This is a genomic window from Burkholderia sp. YIM B11467, from assembly GCF_052952715.1.
Map to the genome: position 1 here is coordinate 1487008 of NZ_JBQVSQ010000001.1, position 19543 is coordinate 1506550.

Here is a 19543-nt window from a genome sequence, read left to right on the forward strand (position 1 = left end):
CGATTCCCCCGCTTTCATCCGTTCGAGACCATCGATGCAGATTCGCACCACGCCGCTCCTGTCGCCGTCGATCGGCACGCAGCGCACGCTGACGAGCTTTCATTTCGGGCCGGCCGATACCGGCCGCAAGATCTACCTGCAGGCCGCGCTGCACGCGGACGAGACGCCCGCGATGCTCGCGGCGTTCGTGCTGAAGCAGCGTCTCGCGCAGCTCGACGCCGAAGGCCGGCTCGCGGCCGAGATCGTGCTCGTGCCGGTGTCGAACCCGGTCGGCCTCAATCATCATCTGCTCGGGCAATTCATCGGCCGTTTCGACCTGGCGAGCGGCCGCAACTTCAATCGCGGCTTCCTGCCGCTCGCGGAGATCGCCGCGCGAGCGCGCGACCGGCTTGGCGCGGACCCGGAGCACAATCGCGCGATCGTGCGCGAATGCGTCGGCGCGGCGCTCGACGACATCGCGCCGCGCACCGAATTCGATGCGCTGCAGCTCGCGCTGCTGAAGCTGTCGCACGACGCCGACGTCGTGATCGACCTGCATTGCTCGCTCGAAGCGGTGATGCACGTGTACACAAGCGACACCGCGTGGCCGGAAGTCGAACCGCTGGCGCGTTATCTCGGCGCGGAGGTGTCGCTGCTCGCCGAGGATTCCGGCGGCCATGCGTTCGACGATGCGCATCACCTGCTGTGGTCGCAATTGCGGCAGCATCTGCCGGAAGGCACGCCGATGGCGGCCGGCACCGTCGCCGTGACGGTCGAGTGCCGCGGCCAGCGCGACGTGACGTATGAATACGCGGAACGCGACGCCGCTGCACTCGTCGACTATCTCGTGTGGTGCGGCGCGGTGCGGGGCGAACGCACGCCGTTGCCGCCACTGGCCGCGCCGGCCACGCCGCTCGCGGGTAGCGAACAGTTCTACGCGCCGGTGAGCGGGATTCTCGTGCACCGCGCGGCGGTCGGCGCGACGATCCGCGCCGGCGATCCGCTGTTCGATATCGTCGATCCGCTGACGGATGCAATCACGACGATTTCGAGCGCGACCGACGGCGTGTTCTACATGCGCCGCGCGATCCGCTTCGTGACGGCCGGCGCGCCGCTCGGTCGCGTGACGGGCACGGTGCCGGTGCGCAAGGGGATGTTGCTCGGGGCTTGACGAGCGGCGCGCGCGACGAACCCGACCCACGCGAAATCGGCGGGAAATTTCGGGTTCCTCAGATAATCACTCGCCGCTCGATGTCGGCCTGCGCCGGGTCGGCCTCCTGTCGATGGTCGGCGAGGCAAGCGGCATCGTCAGCCGGGACGGTCACGGCCCGCCGTGATTCCCGGCGGCGCGCTTGCCGACCTTGCCGCGCGCCGTTGTCTTGCCCTTGCGCCCGCCCGCGTTCGAGAACATCTTCATATCCCGAAGGATGCCGCGCAGCAACGTATTGGCTGCGACGCCGAGTGTCCGTCCCGCCTTGACCAGCAGCCGCGCGTTGGCCGCCTCGAGCAATGGATGCGCGACGGGCAGTGCGACGAGTTCACCGGTCTCCAGTTCCCGATACGCAGCGAAGGCGGCGAGCAGCGTGACGCCGTTGTTGCGCTTGACGAAGTGGCGCAGCACGGCAAGCGAGTTGGTGGTGAGTGTCGGGTGGATCTGGAGGTTCTCCGCGTAGGCGAGCATCTGCACGGCTTGTCCGAGACCGAACGCGGGCGGCATCAGCGCGAGCGGATATTCGGTGAGTTCGCGTACCTCGACCGGTCGACCCCGCACGGCGAGCGGGTGCTCGGGATGGACGAGCGCCACCACCGGCTGCGGCGAGGTGGCGACGTACTCGATATCCGGATGCGCCGGGGGATTGTAGGCAAGGCCGATATGCGCGCGGCTTTCGGCGACTTCCTGGAGCAGTTTGCTGACCGGAAGGATATCGACGGTGACGTCGAGCTTCGGATAGCGTGCGCAAAAATCGGTGAGCACCTCGTCCATCAGGCAGTCGATATAGCCTTCGCTGGTGGCGATGCGGATCTCGCCGTGTTGCAGCCCGCGCAGTGCCTGCAAGCGGTCTTCGAACAGTTCCTGCTGGGAGCGGCAGCCGCGCCAGTACTCGAGCAGGTGCGCCGCGGCCTCGGTCGGCTGTACGCCGCGCGGCTGGCGCTCGAACAGCGGGGCCCCGATTTCTTCCTCGAGCAGCCGGATCTGCCGCGTGATGACGGACGGCGACGTGTTGATGCTGTCGGCCGCGCCGCGGATGGAGCCATGCGTCAGGACTTCATGGAAATAGCGCAAGCGGCGCTGGTTCAGTTCGCGCATCGTGTCGGTCCGTGTGCCGGTGAAGTGTTGCTTGTTGAGCAACAATAACTCGCTTAGGTTGCTCTTGCGCTGCTTTTTCGTCTCCTCGACGATTCGAACAGATTCGAACATCGATGCGGGATTCGAAGCAATACGCCCTAAAGGAGAGCGCATGTCCGCCATTCCATCCCCTCAAGACCCGGTCGCGACCGACAGCCCGGCCCATCAGGCCCTGTACCGCAAGCTGAACTGGCGCCTGCTGCCGTTCCTGCTGCTCTGCTATACGTTCGCTTATCTCGATCGCGTGAACATCGGGTTCGCCAAGCTCGCCATGCAGAGCGACCTGGGTTTTTCCGATGCGGTGTACGGACTCGGCGCGGGCATCTTCTTTCTCGGCTACGTCCTGTTCGAGATCCCGAGCAACCTTCTGCTGCCGAGGATCGGTGCACGCAAGACCATCAGCCGGATCATGGTGCTGTGGGGCCTGACATCGGCGGGCATGATGTTCGTCCATGACGAGACCACGTTCTACGCGATGCGCTTCCTGCTCGGCGTGTTCGAGGCCGGCTTCGCACCCGGCATGATCTTCTACCTGACCTACTGGTACGGTCAGCGCCGCATGGCCAGTGTGATGGCGGTCGTCATGCTGGCCGGCCCGATCGGCGGCATCTTCGGGTCGCCGCTGTCGGCGTGGCTGATGACCGGGCTGTCCGGCGCCCACGGCCTGGCCGGCTGGCAGTGGATGTTCGTCGTCGAAGGCCTGCCATGCGTGCTGCTCGGCGCGCTCGCACTCAAGGTGCTGTCCGACCGGCCGGCCGACGCGACATGGCTGACCGACGATGAGAAGCGAATGCTCGCCGCCGACCTGCACACGCCCGGCGCGGGTCATCACTCGTTCGGGCAGGTGGTGCGCGACCTGCGCGTGTACCTGCTGGCGTTTGCGTACTTCACGATCATCTGCGGCATCTACGCGGTGAGTTTCTGGCTGCCGTCGATCCTCAAGGCGGACGGCGTGACCGATACCATGCAGATCGGCCTTTACTCGATGATCCCGTACGTCTGCGCCGCGATCGCGATGGTGGTCATCGGTCGTCGTTCGGACCGCCGCGGCGAGCGCCGTCTTCACAGCGCGGTGCCCGCCCTGATCGGCGCGATTGCGTTGGCTGTGGCGACGGCCGCAAACGGCAACCTCGCCGTCTCGCTGATCAGCATGACGATCGCCACGGCGATGATCTGGACCGCCTACACGGTGTTCTGGGCGATTCCGTCGCAATACCTGAAGGGCAACGCCGCCGCGGGCGGCATCGCGCTGATCAATACGATCGGCCTGATCGGCGGCTTCCTGAGTCCGACCATCATCGGTGCGATCCGCTCGGCGACCGGCAGCATGGCAGCCGGACTGCTGGTCATGGTCGCGCTGCTCGTCGCGGGCGCCGCGGTACTGGTGGCGAACCGGCTTCCCGCGCCCCGCGACGCATTGGCGACAGCCTGACATCGCGGGCCCGCACGCATCCCGACAACCATCGCGGCGCACCGACCGCCTATTTCCGGAGACACGTTTTTGAACACGCGCATCTTGATCGCCGGCTTTCAGCATGAAACCAATACGTTTGCGCCATCGAAAGCCGCTTACGCCAACTTCGAGCGTGGCGAGGGCTTCCCGGCCATGGTGCGGGGCGATGACGTGCTCGCGCTACGCGACGTCAACATTCCTGCCGGCGGATTCATCGTCGCGGCGGAACGGCGTGGCTGGACCGTGCTGCCGGTCATCTGGGCGGGCGCAAGCCCGTCGGCCCACGTGACCGAGGATGCGTTCGAGCGCATCGCCGGCGAAATCCTCGCGGCGGTTCGCGGGGGCGGGTTCGACGCGGTGTACCTCGACCTGCACGGCGCGATGGTCGCCGAGCATACCGACGACGGCGAAGGCACGTTGCTGGAGCGCGTACGTGCGGCGGTCGGCCCGGCCGTGCCCGTGGTCGCGTCGCTCGACCTGCACGCCAACGTCACCGAGCGGATGCTGAGCGAGGCCGACGCACTGGTCGCTTTCCGCACCTATCCGCATGTCGACATGGCCGAGACCGGCGAACGCGCGGCCGTGCTGCTCGAGCGCCTGCTCGACCCGCACGCGGCGGGCCGCCACCCTCTGCATCGCACCGTGCGCCGGCTGCCGTTCCTGATCCCGATCAATGGCATGTGCACGCTGCTCGAACCCTCGCGCGGCATGTACGCGCAGCTCGCGGCGCGGGAGACCGGGGCCGTGACCTCGTTGTCGTTCGCGCCCGGTTTTCCGGCAGCCGATTTCCCCGAATGCGGCCCGGTAATTTGGGGCTACGGCGATGACGCCGCGTCGGTCGAGGCGGCCGTGCAGGCGCTCTACGACAAGATGCTGGCGGACGAGGCCGCGTGGCAGGTGCCGTTTCTGTCGCCCGACGACGCCGTGCGCGAGGCGATGCGGCTTTCCGAGGGGGCCGACAAGCCGGTCGTCATCGCCGATACCCAGGACAATCCCGGCGCGGGCGGAGACTCCAACACGACGGGCATGCTGCGGGCGTTGCTGCGCAATGGCGCAAAGGATGCGGCGATCGGCTTGATCTGGGATCCGGCGGCCGCGGCCGCGGCCCATCGCGCCGGCGTCGGCGCGTTCATCGATCTGGCGCTCGGCGGTGTCTCCGGCGTGCCCGGCGACGTGCCACACCAGGCGCGTTTCGAGGTCGTGAAGCTGTCAGATGGCGTATGCCGATATGACGGCCCGATGATGAACGGCATGCTTGCCGATATCGGTCCCGTGGCCTGCCTGCGGATCGATGGTGTGCTGATCGTGGTGAGCAGCGGCAAGGCGCAGATGCTCGACCGCAATCTCTATCGCGTGGGCGGCGTCGAGCCGGAAGCGATGAAAATTCTCGTCAACAAAAGCTCGGTGCACTTCCGCGCCGACTTCCAGGGCATCGCCCACGCGGTGCTGGTCGCCAAGGCGCCTGGCCCGATGACCGCGGATCCGGCCGAGTTGCCCTGGACTCGGCTGGCCCCGGGCATTCGGATGAAGCCGATGGGGAAGGCATTCCCGGGCAGCGGCTGAGGAGCGGCACGCTGCCGTACATCTGTGAGTGGGTGGCTGTCCGGGACAACGTTATCGCTGCGCCGGGCACATCGCGCGGCGCGTCGTTCCACGCCGCGCGGCGTGGGCGCATCCGCTCGCGGAGCGTCGCTCACCCCCGCCGCGCAACCAGCTCCGACACCGTCTGCGCGGCCTGCTGCAGCGGCCCGAGAAACTCCTTCACCATCTGCTTCGCGGTATGCCGCTGCGCGTTGCCGCTGATGTTCATCGCCGCGATGATCTGCCCGCGCCGGTTGCGGATCGGCGCGGAGATCGACATCAGGCCCACTTCGAGTTCCTGGTCGACCACGGCCCAGCCCTGCTGGCGCACCTGCGCGATCGTCGCCTTCAGTTCGCCAAGATCGGTGATCGTGCGCGGCGTGTGCGCGCGGATGCTGCTTTGCGCGAGCGTTTCGTCGAGCGCCGCGTCGTCGAGCGCGGACAGCAGCACGCGACCCATCGACGTGCAGTACGCGGGCAGCCGGCTGCCGATCGACAGGTTGATCGTCATGATCTTGTGGGTCGGCACGCGCAGCACGTAGACGATCTCGGTGCGGTCGAGCACGGCAGCCGAGCAGCTTTCGTGGATCTGCGAGGACAGTTGCTCCATCACCGGATCGGCGAGATTCCAGAACGGCATCGACGTCAGGTACGCAAAGCCGAGCTCGAGGATCTTCGGCGTGAGCCGGAACAGCCGGCCGTCGGCCTCGACGTAGCCGAGCGTCTGCAGCGTGAGCAGGATCCGGCGCGCGCCCGCGCGCGTGAGCCCGGTGGCCGATGCGACCTCGGTGAGCGTCTGCTCCGGGCGCGCCGCGTCGAAAGCGCGGATCACCGCGAGGCCGCGCGCGAACGACTGCACATAGGAGTCGCCGGGTTTCTGAGTGTCTTCGGTTGTCATGAGCGGGTGGAATGTCGTGCAGCCGAGAAGATAGCGCATGGGGCCTGACACGCCAACCGCACGGCGGATCGGGCGCTTGACAGGTCGTCCCCGCACTCCCTATGATGCGTTGAACGTTCGATACACGATCTTATGTTCGTATATAGAACATTTAAGCGCATCCCGGCGGGTTATGCAAGGGGCGCGCCCCGTTCATTTCCCAGCCTTGCAGGTGGCCGGAGCCAGCGCTGATGCGCCCGCACCGGCCGACCGCGAAGCACGGGACCGGAGCAAGCGCCCAAGCGTCAACTCCGGCCGACTGGAGACACTGATGACCGAAGCTTTTCTGTGTGATGCGATCCGTACGCCGATCGGGCGTTACGGCGGTGCGCTGTCCGGCGTGCGCGCCGACGACCTCGGCGCGGTGCCGCTCAAGGCGCTCGTCGAGCGCAACCGCGACGTCGACTGGACCGCGATCGACGACGTGATCTATGGCTGCGCGAACCAGGCCGGCGAGGACAACCGCAACGTCGCGCGCATGTCGGCGCTGCTCGCGGGCCTGCCGCAGGGCGTGCCGGGTTCGACGATCAACCGGCTGTGCGGTTCCGGGATGGACGCGGTCGGCGTGGCCGCACGCGCGATCAAGTCGGGCGAAGCCGCGCTGATGGTCGCCGGCGGCGTCGAGAGCATGACGCGTGCGCCGTTCGTGATGGGCAAGGCCGCGAGCGCGTTTGCGCGCCAGGCCGACATCTACGATACGACGATCGGCTGGCGTTTCATCAATCCGCTGATGAAGCAGCTGCATGGCGTCGATTCGATGCCGGAGACGGCCGAGAACGTCGCGGTCGACTACAACGTCAGCCGCGCCGACCAGGATCTGTTCGCGCTGCGCAGCCAGCAGAAGGCCGCGCGTGCGCAGCAGGACGGCACGCTCGCCGAGGAAATCGTGTCGGTCACGATTGCCCAGAAAAAGGGTGATCCGGTGATCGTGTCGCGCGACGAACATCCGCGCGAGACGTCGCTCGAAACGCTCGCGAAGCTGAAGGGCGTCGTGCGCCCGGACGGCTCGGTGACGGCCGGCAACGCGTCGGGCGTCAACGACGGCGCCGCCGCGCTGCTGCTCGCGAACGAGGCAACCGCGAAGCGCTTCGGCCTGACGCCGCGTGCACGCGTGCTGGGTATCGCAACGGCCGGCGTCGCGCCGCGCGTGATGGGCATCGGCCCCGCGCCGGCCACGCAGAAGCTGCTCGCGCGGCTCGGCATGACGATCGACCAGTTCGACGTGATCGAGCTGAACGAGGCGTTCGCGTCGCAGGGTCTCGCGGTGCTGCGCATGCTCGGCGTGGCCGACGACGATCCTCGCGTGAACCCGAACGGCGGTGCGATCGCACTGGGCCATCCGCTCGGCGCATCGGGTGCGCGTCTCGTGACGACCGCGATGTATCAGCTGCATCGCACGAACGGCCGCTTTGCGCTGTGCACGATGTGCATCGGCGTCGGCCAGGGTATCGCGATCGCGATCGAACGCGTCTGACCCGTGTCACGCGGCGAAGCGGCCGAATCTGCACCGCTTGCCGTTTTCAGAACAATGCGCGGCACGAGAATCGTCTCGTGCCGCGCATTGTCGTTAACCGGCCTGCGATAGTTGCTTGAGGCGCGCGTCGAGCGCGTCGATCTCGGTGTCCGCGAGCACCTCGATGCCATGCTGGCGCAGCAACGCCGCGGTGACACCGGCGCCCGCATGGCGCCGGTTCGCGAAACTCCCGTCGTAAATGAAGGTGCTGCCGCACGACGGACTGCCGTCGGCCAGGATCGCGAAGCGGCAATCGTGCGTGCGCGCGAGTGCCAGCGCGGTGTGCGCGCCGGACACGAACGACGCCGTCACGTCGGTGCCGTTCACGTCGACGATACGTGCGACACCCGACAACACCCGCTGCCCCGATTCACCTGCCGCGATTTCGGCGGGCGGGCGCGGCACGCTGAAGCCACCCGCCAGTTCGGGGCAGACGGGCACGAGACGCCCTTCGCGTTGCCACCGTTCGAGCGCCTCGTGCGCGGCGGTTTTCGCCGAGCCGTTGTAACGGACCGGATGACCGATCACGCACATGCTGACGAGGATCTTCGGCGCCGCTTGCGGCTGCGGTTCGTTCTGCAATTTCGCTCTCCGTGGCGGCTGACGGTCGACGGCGTGTGCGGAAAAGCGGGGCATTCGATGCTTCATCCGCGTGCCGATGCGTCAGGCCGCCGGCCCTTCCAGATGAATGTCTTCCGGTTCGAGCGCGTAAAGCGCCGGGTCGGGCGATGCGCTGACCGTGAAGCCGAGCCGCAGGTAGAAGTCGATCGTGCGTTGCGACGGCGTCGCCGACACGTACAGGCGAGCGGCCCCCATCTCGCGTGCCTGCACATGGGCCGCGCGATAGAGCTGCTCGCCGAGCCCGCAGCCGCGCCAGTCGCGGCTTACATGCAGGAACTTCAACTGCAGCATGTCGCGTTGCGCGCCGAGCGGCCGGCTGTCGACGATGGCCGCCGCAACGAGCCGTGCGCCGTCGAACATGCCGAGGAACCAGCCGCCGCGATCGTGGCAGTCGAGCAGGATCGGCGTGTAGTGATCGGCTTCGCCGTCAGGCCAGCCGTCGACGTCGTAGAAGTCCGGTACGAGATGCAGCGCACCGTCGCGCAGCACGTACAGGTGCTCGATGATTTCGCGCCGGTCGATCGTCCACACGAGCGGCACGTCGTCGCGTGCGAGCGTGCGGGCGGAAAGCGCGTCGCGCTCGGCGGTGGTGCGGCGCGTCATGCGGCCTCCCGGTGTGCGGCGATCGCAACCATCAGCGGCAGGCGCGGCATGCCGTCGGGCATCCAGTCGAGCACGTCGGCGCGCCCGACACGCGCGGGCAGGCCCGCGAGATTGCCGAGCAGCTCGCTTTCTTCCGGAAACAGCGTCGAGCCGCCATTGCGGAAAGACACGGCCTGATCGCCTTTATGGCGGTTATGCGCGACCGTCGCCGTATTCCAGGACAGCCGATTCAGTTCGTGCAATGCCTTTTTCATCGAATTCGAATACGGGTTGAATGGAGCAGGATAGACCGAATCGTTTCGCCGTGTGCAACGGCCACCCGCATTGGCGCGCCGCGCAGCGAGCTGCCATGCAGCGTTTCGTGACATCCGGATAAGCGCGCGCGGCGATTATCGCCGGATTATTTGATCGAAATCATGGCAATAGCCGAATTGAATATTTTATCCGCGGCAGGGGTAAGGTTTTCGAACGAATTGCCGACAGTAAAGTGGAAGACCGTCGTAAAGCGATCAACCGTTTTTCGGCTACTGAGCGTGATTTCAGCGCGGCGCGGACGACAGATCCGCCTTTCGGAGCCTTGCATGCGCAATAACCAGCCCGTTACCCAACAAGAATTCGATTTTCCCGACGACGTCACGCTGATGTCGACGACCGATGCAGACAGCGTCATCACCTACGCGAACACGACGTTTGCGCAGGTAAGCGGCTTCTCGAACGAGGAACTCGTCGGCCAGCCGCACAACGTGGTGCGCCATCCGGACATGCCGCGCGAGGCGTTTGCCGACATGTGGGCGACGCTCAGGCGCGGCGAACCGTGGACCGCGCTCGTGAAGAACCGCCGCAAGAACGGCGATCACTACTGGGTGCGCGCGAACGCGATACCGGTGATGCGCAACGGCGAGCCGCAGGGCTACATGTCGGTGCGCACGAAGGCGCCGAGCGACGAGTCCGCGGCCGCCGACGCGCTGTATCGCGCGTTTCGCGAAGGCAAGCCGGGCCAGCGCCGGTTCCACAAGGGGCTGGTGATCCGCACGGGGCTGCTGCGCATCGCGTCGCTGTCGCAGACGATGTCGGTCCGTGCGCGCGTGCATTCGGCGCTGTGCGTGCTGGCGCCGGTCATCGTCGGCGCGGGCTGGGCCTGCGGGCTTACCGGTGGCGGGCTCGCGGCGTTCGCCGGCGCGACGGTCGGCGTGGCGGCGGCGACCGGCCTGTGGCTCGACGCGCAGATCGTGCGTCCGCTGAAGCGGCTGCACGAACAGGCGTTGAACGTCGCGACCGGCGAAAGCCGGCGCGGCGTGCGGATGAACCGCGTCGACGAGATCGGCATGACGCTGCGCACGATCAACCAGCTCGGGCTGATGTTCCGCTGGCTCGTCGACGACGTCAGCGAGCAGGTGCACAACGTGCAGCGCGCGAGTAACGAGATCGCGCAGGGCAACAACGACCTGAGCGCACGCACCGAGCAGGCCGCGTCGAGCGTGCAGGAAACCGCCGCGTCGATGGCCGAGATGACGGCGACCGTCAACAGCAACGCGGAAACCGCGCTGCAGGCGAACCGGCTCGCGGGCTCGGCGAGCGATGCGGCCGGGCGCGGCGGGCAGGTGGTGAGCGAGGTCGTCACGACGATGAGCGACATCACCGCGAGCTCGCGCAAGATCGCGGACATCATCGGCGTGATCGACGGCATCGCGTTCCAGACCAACATCCTCGCGCTGAACGCGGCGGTCGAGGCCGCGCGGGCCGGCGAGCAGGGTCGCGGCTTCGCGGTGGTCGCGGGCGAGGTGCGGGCGCTCGCGCAGCGCAGCGCGAACGCGGCGAAGGAGATCAAGACGCTGATCGGCGCGAGCGTCGATCGGGTCGAGTCGGGTGCGCGGCGAGTGGACGAGGCGGGCCGGACGATGGAGGACATCGTCGCGCAAGTGAAGCGCGTGTCGGACCTGATCGCGGAGATCAGTTCGTCGACGGCCGAGCAGAGCACGGGGGTCGCGCAGGTCGATCAGGCGGTCGTGCACCTGGACAACATCACGCAGCAGAACGCGGCGCTCGTCGAGCAGAGTACGGCGGCGTCGGAGAGCCTGCAACAGCAGGCGACGCGGCTCGTGGATGCGGTGAACGTGTTCCGCTGATGTGCGGGGGCGGGCGAGGCAGGAGGAGGGCGGCCCGCATTACGCGGGCCGGCGTGGGGGGCGTGCTACGTCATTGCGCCCTGGGTATGGGATTCAGGTTCGGGCAACAGTGGTTAGGGCATCCCGGACTGACGTTCACTTCGACGCGTCGCCCGGATTGACCGAATTCGTCCGGCTTGAAAATTTTCCCCGCCAAGGCGCTTTTTTCGCCACGGATCGAATGCTGATCCAGAACTGCCATTACGTTTTCCGCTCGTTGCGTTGCAAGCTGTTGCGCGTCGCGTTCGGTTTGTTCGGCCAGTCCGATAAGCCATACCGTATCAATGATCGGAAAGCGCTTGTGCATGTCGCTCGACCATGCCGACAACCTCGACATTTCGGTCGGAGAAATCGCACTCGCATCAGCATCGAAAACAATATCGATGTAATGGGCGGGCATGTTCGACGCGCCGTCACAGGCGAACGCTGATTGTGCGCAGCTCAACGCGAGCGCGGCGGCGGTTAGGAATTTAGTCGCCATCGACAACATACCCCGCAATGCTGTCGGCGTTGTGGATTGCCAAGTCAGGATTTGACCGGCCCCAAGGCGCGAGAAATGGCGTGATTGTGTATTGATCGTCCGTCGAAGACATGGTGTCGTGGAAGTGGGTTGCTTCATGGATGATAGTAGATACGTGAGAATCAGCACCGTCGGTCCATGGGCGCATCGTGCAGAATCGCGCGCTGATGGCGATGGTATGTGTTGTCGTGTCTGGCGCGCATACATGCGCGGCCTCGTTGGCCGTTCCGCGCGGATGAGGCGTGCAACCCGTCGCCAGATCGCCAGCGCTGCCGCTTCGAACGACATTGTTTTCGTTGAACGCTCGAACTACGCCAAGCACTTTCGTTAAGCCGGTGAGCAGGTGCATACGCGTTCGCTCGTCGTTACGACCGAACCACTTGAAAACGCGATCTTTTTCGGACTGCGACCACCTTTGTAAAGCGACGGTGCGTACGCCTAGCTTCTCGACGGCTTTAGCTTGTGCCTTCGCGAACACGGCACGGAATTCCGAGTTAGTCATGTTTTCGCAGATCGGTCGCAAGTCAACATCCGCGAATGTCTGCGATCCCGCGATGGTGTTTGTTGTCGTCTCGGCGATGGTAGTTTGGTTTCCCATCGTTTCAGTCCTCGATTACGAGCTTCAATGCCTGCGCGCGTTCGGTTCGCACGCGCACGGTGCAGCCGTGTCGATCACTCACGCCGGATGCAAGCACGTTTCCGGATCGATCCTTGATCCAATAGCGCACGTTGCTTAACGGTTGCTTCGTCCTCACGTCGCGGATCACAAATTGATCGCTGTGAATGTCCGATGTCGACACGTATCGCGTGGGTGCGAATGCCGAATATCCAGAGAAGGGGTTCGCCGATCCATGTCCGCCGCCCCCAATGAAAAACGTGCAGTCGTTGCTCGCGACTAAAAGATTTTTCCCGCATGGAAAAAGTACAGCGTCGCCTTCCACGGCTACGGCACGTCCGCTACCGATAACGGATACCGCGCTTCCTGCTATCGGAAACATTCCCTCGCAATTCCCGCACGTCGCTTTGTCGCCGTCCAACGCAATGTGCTTGTTGTTCACGAATATGCTTGCGGTGTCAGCGATGACGATTCCGCCCGTCGTCGTTGCGTCGCCGTTCCTGATCGCTCGTCGGCTCATGGTTATGTCCTCAATCGAAGTTGGTAATGATCCATTCGTCCGACTCGAGGTCACAGATCGCATATCGATCGACCGCAGCCCCTGCGACTGTCGGCGGCATGTTGTTCTTCCACGGACTCGGATGTATGGACGAGCGATAGACAGTGGCCGGTAAGATTTTCTCTGTCTATGGAACGAGTACGAATTTTATTTTGGATTCCGACATAAATGGATGAAATGAAACGATCATCGAGGCTGGTGCGAAGGGGGATCGAGCAGAATACTGCAGCGTCGGTAAGCTTGAGGCAGCAGGTGACGAGGCTGGGAGGTTGCCCGCCCGTACGTCATGCCGGCGACTGTTGACGTGTGTCACGGCACCACCGGCTGCAGCGGTGCCTGCATGCGCTGACTCTGTGCGCACCGGGCCGTCGGGTGAAGTGTTCATGCGCGGGCAAACCGGATCGAGGTGGAACGCTCAATCTAGTGGCTTGCAGCGAAATGAGACTTGAACGAAATTCGCGCGCGATATGACGTATCGGCGGATACAGCGATCGAAATCGGGTGCGCAGAGCGGGGCGATATCGTGCGTATCAAGATGACGCGGGCGCGGCGGAGAGGGGCGCCGGCCCGCGTCGGACCGCCCGGTTCCGGCCGGGCGGTCAGGGCCTGTCGCGATCGCGGCAGGTCCTGAACCGTCAGACGGCGAGGCAGAGGTACTTGATCACGACGTAGTCGTCGATGCCGTAGTGCGAGCCTTCGCGGCCGAGGCCCGACTGCTTGACGCCGCCGAACGGCGCGACTTCGTTCGAGATCAGGCCCGTGTTCACGCCGACCATCCCGTATTCGAGCGCTTCGGCGACCTTCCACACGCGACCGATGTCGCGGCTGAAGAAGTACGCGGCGAGACCGAACTCGGTGTCGTTCGCGAGGCGGATCACCTCGTCGTCGCTGCTGAACTTGAACAGCGGCGCGAGCGGCCCGAACGTCTCTTCCTTCGCGACCTTCATCGCCGGCGTGACGCTCGTCAGCACGGTCGGCTCGAAGAAGCCGTGGCCGAGCGCATGGCGCTTGCCGCCCGTCACGACGGTCGCACCCTTCGCGAGCGCGTCCTCGATGTGTGCCTCGACCTTCAGCACGGCCGCTTCGTTGATCAGCGGGCCTTGCGTGACGCCCGGCTCCGTGCCGCGACCGACCTTCAGCTGGCCGACCGCCGCCGCGAGCTTCTGCGCGAACTGGTCGTACACGGCTTCATGCACGTAGAAGCGGTTCGTGCACACGCACGTCTGGCCGCTGTTGCGGTACTTCGACGCGATCGCGCCCTGCACGGCCGCATCGAGATCGGCGTCGTCGAACACGATGAACGGCGCGTTGCCGCCGAGCTCCAGCGACACCTTCTTGACCGTCGCCGCGCATTGCGCCATCAGCAGGCGGCCAATCGGTGTCGAGCCGGTGAACGACAGCTTGCGCACGATCGGGTTCGACGTCAGTTCGCCGCCGATCGCCTTCGGGTCGCCCGTGACGACGCTGAACACGCCGGCCGGCACGCCCGCGCGCTCGGCCAGCACGGCCATCGCGAGCGCGGAGAACGGGGTCGCCTCGGCGGGTTTCACGACGATCGGGCAGCCTGCCGCGAGTGCGGGGCCGACCTTGCGCGTGATCATCGCCGCCGGGAAGTTCCACGGCGTGATCGCCGCGCACACGCCGATCGCTTCCTTCGTCACGACGATGCGCTTGTCGCTCGCCGGCGTCGGGATCGTATCGCCGTACACGCGCTTGCCTTCCTCGGCGAACCACTCGAGGAACGACGCCGCATAGCCGATCTCGCCCTTCGCCTCGGCCAGCGACTTGCCCTGCTCGGTCGTCAGGATCAGCGCGAGGTCGTCGGCGTTTTCCATCATCAGGTCGTGCCACTTGCGCAGGATGACCGCGCGTTCCTTCGCGGTCTTCTTGCGCCACGCCGGCCATGCGGCGTTCGCGGCGTCGATCGCATGACGCGTCTCGGCCGTGCCCATCGCCGGCACGGTGCCGAGCAGGCCGCCCGTCGCCGGGTTGCGGACGTCGAACGTCTCGCCGTTCGATGCGCCTTGCCATTCGCCGTTGACGTAGGCCTGCTGGCGGAACAGCGACGGATCTTTCAGTGCCAGGGTTTCCTGAACAGTGCTCATTTGCGTAGCCTGCTTTGAAAATGGATGACGAAACGGCCGCCGCCGTCATGACGACGGCGGCGGCGCATTCAGTGGACGGGAACTCAGGCCGGCACGCCGACCGTTTCCTTCAGCACTTCCTCGAGGATCACGAGCGCTTCGTCGAACACGGCCTCGGGAATCGTCAGCGGGAACAGGAAGCGCACGACGTTCGAGTACACGCCGCACACGAGCAGCAGCAGGCCGCGCTCGAGCGCACGCGTCTGCACGCGCTTCGTGAATTCCGCGTCCGGCTCGCCCGAGCCCGGCTTCAGGAACTCGACCGCGATCATCGCGCCCGGGCCGCGCACGTCGGCGATCTGCGGCACGTCGGCCTGCAGCGCGCTCAGCTTCGCCTTCAGCACGTCGCCGAGTTGCGTTGCACGGTCGCACAGCTTCTCTTCGTCGATGATCTCGAGCACCGCGTGCGCCGACGCAACCGCCAGCGGGTTGCCCGCGTACGTGCCGCCGAGGCCGCCGGGCGCTGCCGCGTCCATCACGTCCGCACGGCCGACGACGCCCGACAGCGGCATGCCGCCCGCGAGGCTCTTCGCCATCGTGATCAGGTCGGCCAGCACGTCGTAGTGCTGCATCGCGAACAGCTTGCCGGTACGTGCGAAGCCCGTTTGCACTTCGTCGGCGATCAGCAGGATGCCGTGTTCGTTACAGATCTTGCGCAGCGCGCGCACGAATTCGGCCGGCGCCTGGTAGAAACCGCCTTCGCCCTGGACCGGTTCGAAGATGATCGCGGCGACGCGCTTCGGATCGATGTCGGCCTTGAACAGCATCTCGATCGCCTTGATCGAGTCGGCGGTCGTCACGCCGTGCAGCGCGTTCGGGTACGGCGCGTGGAACACGTCGCCCGGGAACGGGCCGAAGTTCAGCTTGTACGGGGCGACCTTGCCGGTCAGCGCCATGCCCATCATCGTGCGGCCGTGGAAGCCGCCCGAGAACGCGATGACGCCCGGACGGCCGGTCGAAGCGCGTGCGATCTTGATCGCGTTCTCGACGGCTTCGGCGCCGGTCGTGAAGAACGCGGTCTTCTTCGGGAAGTCGCCCGGTGCGCGTGCGTTGATCTTCTCGGCCAGTTCGACGTACGACGCGTACGGGACGATCTGGTACGCGGTGTGCGTGAAGTTGTTCAGCTGATCCGCGATCGCCTTGACGATCTTCGGGTGGCGGTGGCCCGTGTTCAGCACCGCGATGCCGGCGGCGAAATCGATGAAGCGGCGGCCTTCGACATCCCACAGTTCCGCGTTCTCGGCGCGGGCTGCGTAGAAATCGCACATCACACCGACGCCGCGCGGGGTGGCGGCGTTCTTGCGGGCCTGCAGGTCGGCATTCTTCACGGTCATCTCCTTGATGTTCTATCCGGTGAGTAGGGAATCGGGCGCGTTGGCAGCCCATGGAGGCGACTATAATCACATTTGGCTCTGGTAATCAGAGCCATTTCAATAAATATTCAGGAGCCAATCATGCGCGCGAGCGTGTTGTCGGACTGGCTGGCGCAGCGCCTTGTGCGCGGCTGCGAACAGCCGATCTACCGGCAGCTTCACCGGCTGCTGCAACAGGCGATCCTGTCGCGCGAACTGCCGGCCGGCACGCGCGTGCCGTCGTCGCGGCTGCTGGCCGCCGAACTCGGGATCGCGCGCAACACGGTCACACAGGTTTACGAACAGCTTGCGCTCGAAGGGTATGTGAATTCGGCCACGGGCCGCGGCACGTTCGTCGCCGACAGCGCGCCGGACGAGATCGTCGGCGCACCGCCCGACGCGGCGGCCGGCCCGGCCGTCGTGACGACGTCCGCGCGGCGGCTGTCCGCGCGCGGCACGCGGCTCGTCGAAGGCGCCGGCGTGTCGAAGCGCCAGGGCGGCGCGTTCATGCCGGGCGTGCCCGATGTGTCGCGATTTCCGGCGCGCGTATGGACGCGGCTGCACAACAAGTACTGGCGGCGTTTGCGCCCCGACCTGCTGACCTATGCGCCGGGCGGCGGGCTCGCACTGCTGCGCGAGGCGCTGGCCGATTACCTGCGCACGTCGCGCTCGGTGCGCTGCACGCCCGAGCAGATCGTGATCACGACCGGCATCCATCAGTCGATCGACCTCGCGGTGCGGTTGCTGACCGATCCCGGCGACGCGATCTGGACCGAGGACCCGTGTTACTGGGGCGTGCGCAGCGTGCTGAACGTGTCGGGGCTGACCACGCGGCCGATCCCGGTCGACGAGGAAGGCATCGCGCCGTCGGCCGCCGATCTCGCCGAACCACCGAAGCTGATGCTCGTCACGCCGTCGCACCAGTATCCGCTCGGGATGGTGATGAGCCTCGCGCGGCGGCGCATGCTGCTCGAATACGCGCGCCAGCACGGCTGCTGGATCATCGAGGACGACTACGACAGCGAATTCCGCTACGGCAGCCGGCCGCTCGCGTCGCTGCAGGGGCTCGACACGGCCGGGCAGGTGATCTACGTCGGCAGTTTCGGCAAGACGCTGTTCCCGGGGCTGCGGGTCGGTTACCTGGTCGCGCCGGAACCGCTCGCGGAAAGCTTCGCGACCGCGAGCGCCGAGCTGTATCGCGAAGGGCAGTTGCTGCAGCAGGCGGTGCTCGCGGAATTCATCGCGGAAGGGCACTTCGTGTCGCATATCCGCAAGATGCGCACACTGTACGGGCAGCGCCGCGAGGTGCTGCTCGATGCGGTCGCGCGCCGCTACGGCGAGTCGCTGCAGGCGCTCGGCAGCGACGCGGGCCTGCATCTTGTCACGCAATTGCCGGCCGGCGTCGACGATCGCGCGGTGGCGCAGGCCGCGCTCGAACGCAATATCGTCGTGCGGCCGCTGTCCGGTTATTACGCGGATCGCGAGCGCGCGGCGCCCGGGTTGCTGCTCGGTTATGCGTGCGTGCCGGAGGACGAGATCGCGACGGCGTTCGCGACGCTCGCCGAGGCGATCGACGAGCGGGCGTTCGGCAAGCTGGCCGCCGTCGCGTGACGGCGGCGGGCGCCGGTAACCGCCCCGGCGCTCAATACCCGATCCACACCGCGAACGTCAGCACGACGCACGACAGCGCGAGCAGCGTCAGGAACAGCGGCAGCACGAAGCGGATCCACGCGCCGAAGTCGACGCGCGCGGTTGCGAGGTACGCGAGCAGCATCCCGGACGTCGGCGTGACGAGGTTCGTCAGTCCGCCGCCGAGCACGAACGCGAGCACCGACGTCTGGCCGCTCACGCCGGAAAGCTGCGCGATCGGCCCGATGATCGGCATGCTGACCGCGGCCTTGCCCGACACCGACGGGATGAACACGTCGAGCACCATCTGCACGCCCATCAGCCCGTTCGCGACCCACACCGGCGATTGCCCGTCCGCGAGCCGCGTGAAGAAATGGATCAGCGTGTCGAGCACGAGGCTGTTCTGCAGCAGCAGCTCGACCGACGCGGCGAGCCCCATCAGCAGCGCGGCGAGCATCATGTTCTTCATCCCGTCGACGAACGCGTCGGCCGCGCTGCGCGAATCGAGCCGGCCGATCACGGCCGTCGCGATGCTCACGGCCGCATAGAACGCCGCGAGTTCGACGTTGCCCCATTTCAGTTCGCGCGTGCCGTAGATCAGCATCGCAACGGCCGCGGCAAATACGACCAGCGTGGCCTTGTGGCGCAGTGACAGCTTCGCGGTTGCATGCGCGGCGGTGCCCGACGCGGTTTGCCCCGCCCGGTAGCCGGTGTTGCGCACGTAGCGCAGCAGGTACAGGATGCCGATCGTCAGGAATACGACGAATACGGCCGCGCGCAGCGCGACGCCGCTGAACAGCGGCACGCCGACGAGCGGCTGCGCGACGGCGAGCGCGAGCGGGTTCGTGACCGACGCGATATAACCGATCTTCGCGGCGATCGCGACGAGCGCGACCGCGAACAGGTCGGACAGCCCGAGGCGCCGCGCGATCACGACGACCATCGGGATGATCACGAGGTATTCGGAGATGAAGCCGAGCAGCGTGCTGCCGAGCCCGATCAGGATCATCAGCATCGGCGTCAGCAGGTACGCGTTGTTGCCGGTGAGCTGCAGCAGCCGGTCGATGCCGGCATCGACGACGCCCGTACGGCGCATCACGCCGAACATCCCGCCGACGAACATCACCATCACGATCAGCGGCGCGTTCTTCAGCAGGCCTTCCGGCACCGCGACGAACGCGGACACGAGGCTCGCCGGCAATGCATGCGCGGGCGTGCTGTGGCTGACGGCCGGCGCGACGAGCGTCGCGAGCGCGGTCGTCTTCGGCACCACCTGGTAGGTGCCCGGCACGACGAGCCGGCCGTTGCGCGCGAAGTGGCCGGAGTCGACGATCCACGTGAGCGCGATCGCGGCGGCCAGCACCCACAGCATCATCACGACCGGGTGCAGCATCTTGCCGTGCGGATGCGGCGCGTGGCCGGCGCCCGCCGTTGGATCGTCGGCCGTGAGCGCGGGGGTGTCGGCGCCGTGCGCGCCGGCCGGGTTCGGGGAAGAGGCGGACATCGGATCCTCGTCGAAGAAGG

The 19543-nt window shown here is 66.4% G+C and carries 16 protein-coding genes and 1 pseudogene; 6 read left to right on the top strand and 11 right to left on the bottom strand.

Annotated elements, in window-relative coordinates:
• The first annotated feature begins 34 nt into the window (after positions 1–34).
• Positions 35–1150 carry a succinylglutamate desuccinylase/aspartoacylase family protein gene (locus tag ACTRWB_RS06790; RefSeq protein WP_446901342.1) on the top strand — a complete coding sequence of 372 codons (1116 nt, stop codon included), beginning with the start codon at positions 35–37 and terminating at the stop codon, positions 1148–1150.
• Between the two features lie 150 nt (positions 1151–1300).
• Here ACTRWB_RS06790 and ACTRWB_RS06795 read toward each other — a convergent pair whose 3' ends face one another.
• Positions 1301–2287 (bottom strand): LysR family transcriptional regulator, encoded by a 987-nt coding sequence (locus tag ACTRWB_RS06795; RefSeq protein ID WP_446901420.1) that lies wholly within the window; start codon positions 2285–2287, stop codon positions 1301–1303.
• Positions 2288–2438: 151 nt separating this feature from the next.
• On the opposite strand from ACTRWB_RS06795, the gene ACTRWB_RS06800 reads away from it, so the two are divergent.
• On the top strand, positions 2439–3758 hold the full coding sequence (locus ACTRWB_RS06800; RefSeq protein ID WP_446901421.1) for an MFS transporter: 1320 nt from the start codon (positions 2439–2441) through the stop codon (positions 3756–3758).
• A gap of 69 nt (positions 3759–3827) precedes the next feature.
• On the top strand, positions 3828–5342 hold the full coding sequence (locus ACTRWB_RS06805) for a M81 family metallopeptidase (RefSeq protein ID WP_446901343.1): 1515 nt from the start codon (positions 3828–3830) through the stop codon (positions 5340–5342).
• Positions 5343–5472: 130 nt separating this feature from the next.
• On the opposite strand, the gene ACTRWB_RS06810 is transcribed toward ACTRWB_RS06805, so the two are convergent.
• Positions 5473–6258 (bottom strand): IclR family transcriptional regulator, encoded by a 786-nt coding sequence (locus ACTRWB_RS06810; protein WP_048246213.1) that lies wholly within the window; start codon positions 6256–6258, stop codon positions 5473–5475.
• A 310-nt stretch (positions 6259–6568) separates the two neighbouring features.
• On the opposite strand from ACTRWB_RS06810, the gene pcaF reads away from it, so the two are divergent.
• Positions 6569–7771, top strand: a complete 1203-nt coding sequence (pcaF, locus tag ACTRWB_RS06815; RefSeq protein WP_343494722.1) for a 3-oxoadipyl-CoA thiolase — start codon at positions 6569–6571, stop codon at positions 7769–7771.
• A gap of 93 nt (positions 7772–7864) precedes the next feature.
• Here pcaF and ACTRWB_RS06820 read toward each other — a convergent pair whose 3' ends face one another.
• From ACTRWB_RS06820 to ACTRWB_RS06830, 3 genes and pseudogenes are all read right to left on the bottom strand, one after another.
• Positions 7865–8344: a DUF523 domain-containing protein gene (locus ACTRWB_RS06820; protein ID WP_446901422.1), complete on the bottom strand. Its 480-nt coding sequence runs from the start codon at positions 8342–8344 to the stop codon at positions 7865–7867.
• A gap of 129 nt (positions 8345–8473) precedes the next feature.
• Complete coding sequence (locus tag ACTRWB_RS06825) at positions 8474–9034, bottom strand: GNAT family N-acetyltransferase (RefSeq protein ID WP_446901344.1); 561 nt, start codon at positions 9032–9034, stop codon at positions 8474–8476.
• Positions 9035–9075: 41 nt separating this feature from the next.
• Positions 9076–9288: pseudogene (locus tag ACTRWB_RS06830) on the bottom strand (SAM-dependent methyltransferase); the annotation flags it as partial.
• A gap of 327 nt (positions 9289–9615) precedes the next feature.
• Between ACTRWB_RS06830 and ACTRWB_RS06835 the strand changes: the two are divergent.
• On the top strand, positions 9616–11160 hold the full coding sequence (locus ACTRWB_RS06835) for a methyl-accepting chemotaxis protein (RefSeq protein WP_446901345.1): 1545 nt from the start codon (positions 9616–9618) through the stop codon (positions 11158–11160).
• A 70-nt stretch (positions 11161–11230) separates the two neighbouring features.
• Here ACTRWB_RS06835 and ACTRWB_RS06840 read toward each other — a convergent pair whose 3' ends face one another.
• The 5 genes from ACTRWB_RS06840 to ACTRWB_RS06860 form a co-directional block, all read right to left on the bottom strand.
• A complete protein-coding gene (locus tag ACTRWB_RS06840) occupies positions 11231–11680 on the bottom strand; it encodes a hypothetical protein (RefSeq protein ID WP_419688422.1) in 450 nt (149 codons plus the stop codon).
• Complete coding sequence (locus ACTRWB_RS06845) at positions 11670–12317, bottom strand: M35 family metallo-endopeptidase (protein ID WP_446901346.1); 648 nt, start codon at positions 12315–12317, stop codon at positions 11670–11672. Before ACTRWB_RS06845 ends, ACTRWB_RS06840 begins: the two co-directional genes overlap by 11 nt.
• Positions 12318–12321: 4 nt before the next feature.
• Complete coding sequence (locus ACTRWB_RS06850) at positions 12322–12855, bottom strand: PAAR domain-containing protein (RefSeq protein WP_446901347.1); 534 nt, start codon at positions 12853–12855, stop codon at positions 12322–12324.
• Between the two features lie 674 nt (positions 12856–13529).
• On the bottom strand, positions 13530–14999 hold the full coding sequence (gene gabD / locus ACTRWB_RS06855; protein WP_446901348.1) for an NADP-dependent succinate-semialdehyde dehydrogenase: 1470 nt from the start codon (positions 14997–14999) through the stop codon (positions 13530–13532).
• Between the two features lie 83 nt (positions 15000–15082).
• The gene (locus tag ACTRWB_RS06860; RefSeq protein WP_343494727.1) at positions 15083–16366 is read right to left on the bottom strand and encodes a 4-aminobutyrate--2-oxoglutarate transaminase; all 1284 of its coding nucleotides are present in this window, start codon (positions 16364–16366) and stop codon (positions 15083–15085) included.
• A 126-nt stretch (positions 16367–16492) separates the two neighbouring features.
• On the opposite strand from ACTRWB_RS06860, the gene pdxR reads away from it, so the two are divergent.
• Positions 16493–18001 (top strand): MocR-like pyridoxine biosynthesis transcription factor PdxR, encoded by a 1509-nt coding sequence (gene pdxR, locus ACTRWB_RS06865; RefSeq protein ID WP_446901349.1) that lies wholly within the window; start codon positions 16493–16495, stop codon positions 17999–18001.
• A 31-nt stretch (positions 18002–18032) separates the two neighbouring features.
• On the opposite strand, the gene ACTRWB_RS06870 is transcribed toward pdxR, so the two are convergent.
• A complete protein-coding gene (locus tag ACTRWB_RS06870; protein WP_446901350.1) occupies positions 18033–19523 on the bottom strand; it encodes a YfcC family protein in 1491 nt (496 codons plus the stop codon).
• Positions 19524–19543 lie beyond the last annotated feature (20 nt).

What these genes read in the sequence shown, in the direction of transcription:
- ACTRWB_RS06870 (WP_446901350.1), bottom strand. Translation starts at nt 19,523, where the DNA reads ATGTCCGCCTCTTCCCCGAACCCGGCCGGCGCGCACGGCGCCGACACC.
- ACTRWB_RS06820 (WP_446901422.1), bottom strand. Translation starts at nt 8,344, where the DNA reads ATGTGCGTGATCGGTCATCCGGTCCGTTACAACGGCTCGGCGAAAACC.
- ACTRWB_RS06810 (WP_048246213.1), bottom strand. Translation starts at nt 6,258, where the DNA reads ATGACAACCGAAGACACTCAGAAACCCGGCGACTCCTATGTGCAGTCG.
- ACTRWB_RS06840 (WP_419688422.1), bottom strand. Translation starts at nt 11,680, where the DNA reads ATGGCGACTAAATTCCTAACCGCCGCCGCGCTCGCGTTGAGCTGCGCA.
- ACTRWB_RS06835 (WP_446901345.1), top strand. Translation starts at nt 9,616, where the DNA reads ATGCGCAATAACCAGCCCGTTACCCAACAAGAATTCGATTTTCCCGAC.
- ACTRWB_RS06790 (WP_446901342.1), top strand. Translation starts at nt 35, where the DNA reads ATGCAGATTCGCACCACGCCGCTCCTGTCGCCGTCGATCGGCACGCAG.
- ACTRWB_RS06845 (WP_446901346.1), bottom strand. Translation starts at nt 12,317, where the DNA reads ATGGGAAACCAAACTACCATCGCCGAGACGACAACAAACACCATCGCG.
- ACTRWB_RS06825 (WP_446901344.1), bottom strand. Translation starts at nt 9,034, where the DNA reads ATGACGCGCCGCACCACCGCCGAGCGCGACGCGCTTTCCGCCCGCACG.
- ACTRWB_RS06850 (WP_446901347.1), bottom strand. Translation starts at nt 12,855, where the DNA reads ATGAGCCGACGAGCGATCAGGAACGGCGACGCAACGACGACGGGCGGA.
- gabD (WP_446901348.1), bottom strand. Translation starts at nt 14,999, where the DNA reads ATGAGCACTGTTCAGGAAACCCTGGCACTGAAAGATCCGTCGCTGTTC.
- ACTRWB_RS06795 (WP_446901420.1), bottom strand. Translation starts at nt 2,287, where the DNA reads ATGCGCGAACTGAACCAGCGCCGCTTGCGCTATTTCCATGAAGTCCTG.
- ACTRWB_RS06800 (WP_446901421.1), top strand. Translation starts at nt 2,439, where the DNA reads ATGTCCGCCATTCCATCCCCTCAAGACCCGGTCGCGACCGACAGCCCG.
- pcaF (WP_343494722.1), top strand. Translation starts at nt 6,569, where the DNA reads ATGACCGAAGCTTTTCTGTGTGATGCGATCCGTACGCCGATCGGGCGT.
- pdxR (WP_446901349.1), top strand. Translation starts at nt 16,493, where the DNA reads ATGCGCGCGAGCGTGTTGTCGGACTGGCTGGCGCAGCGCCTTGTGCGC.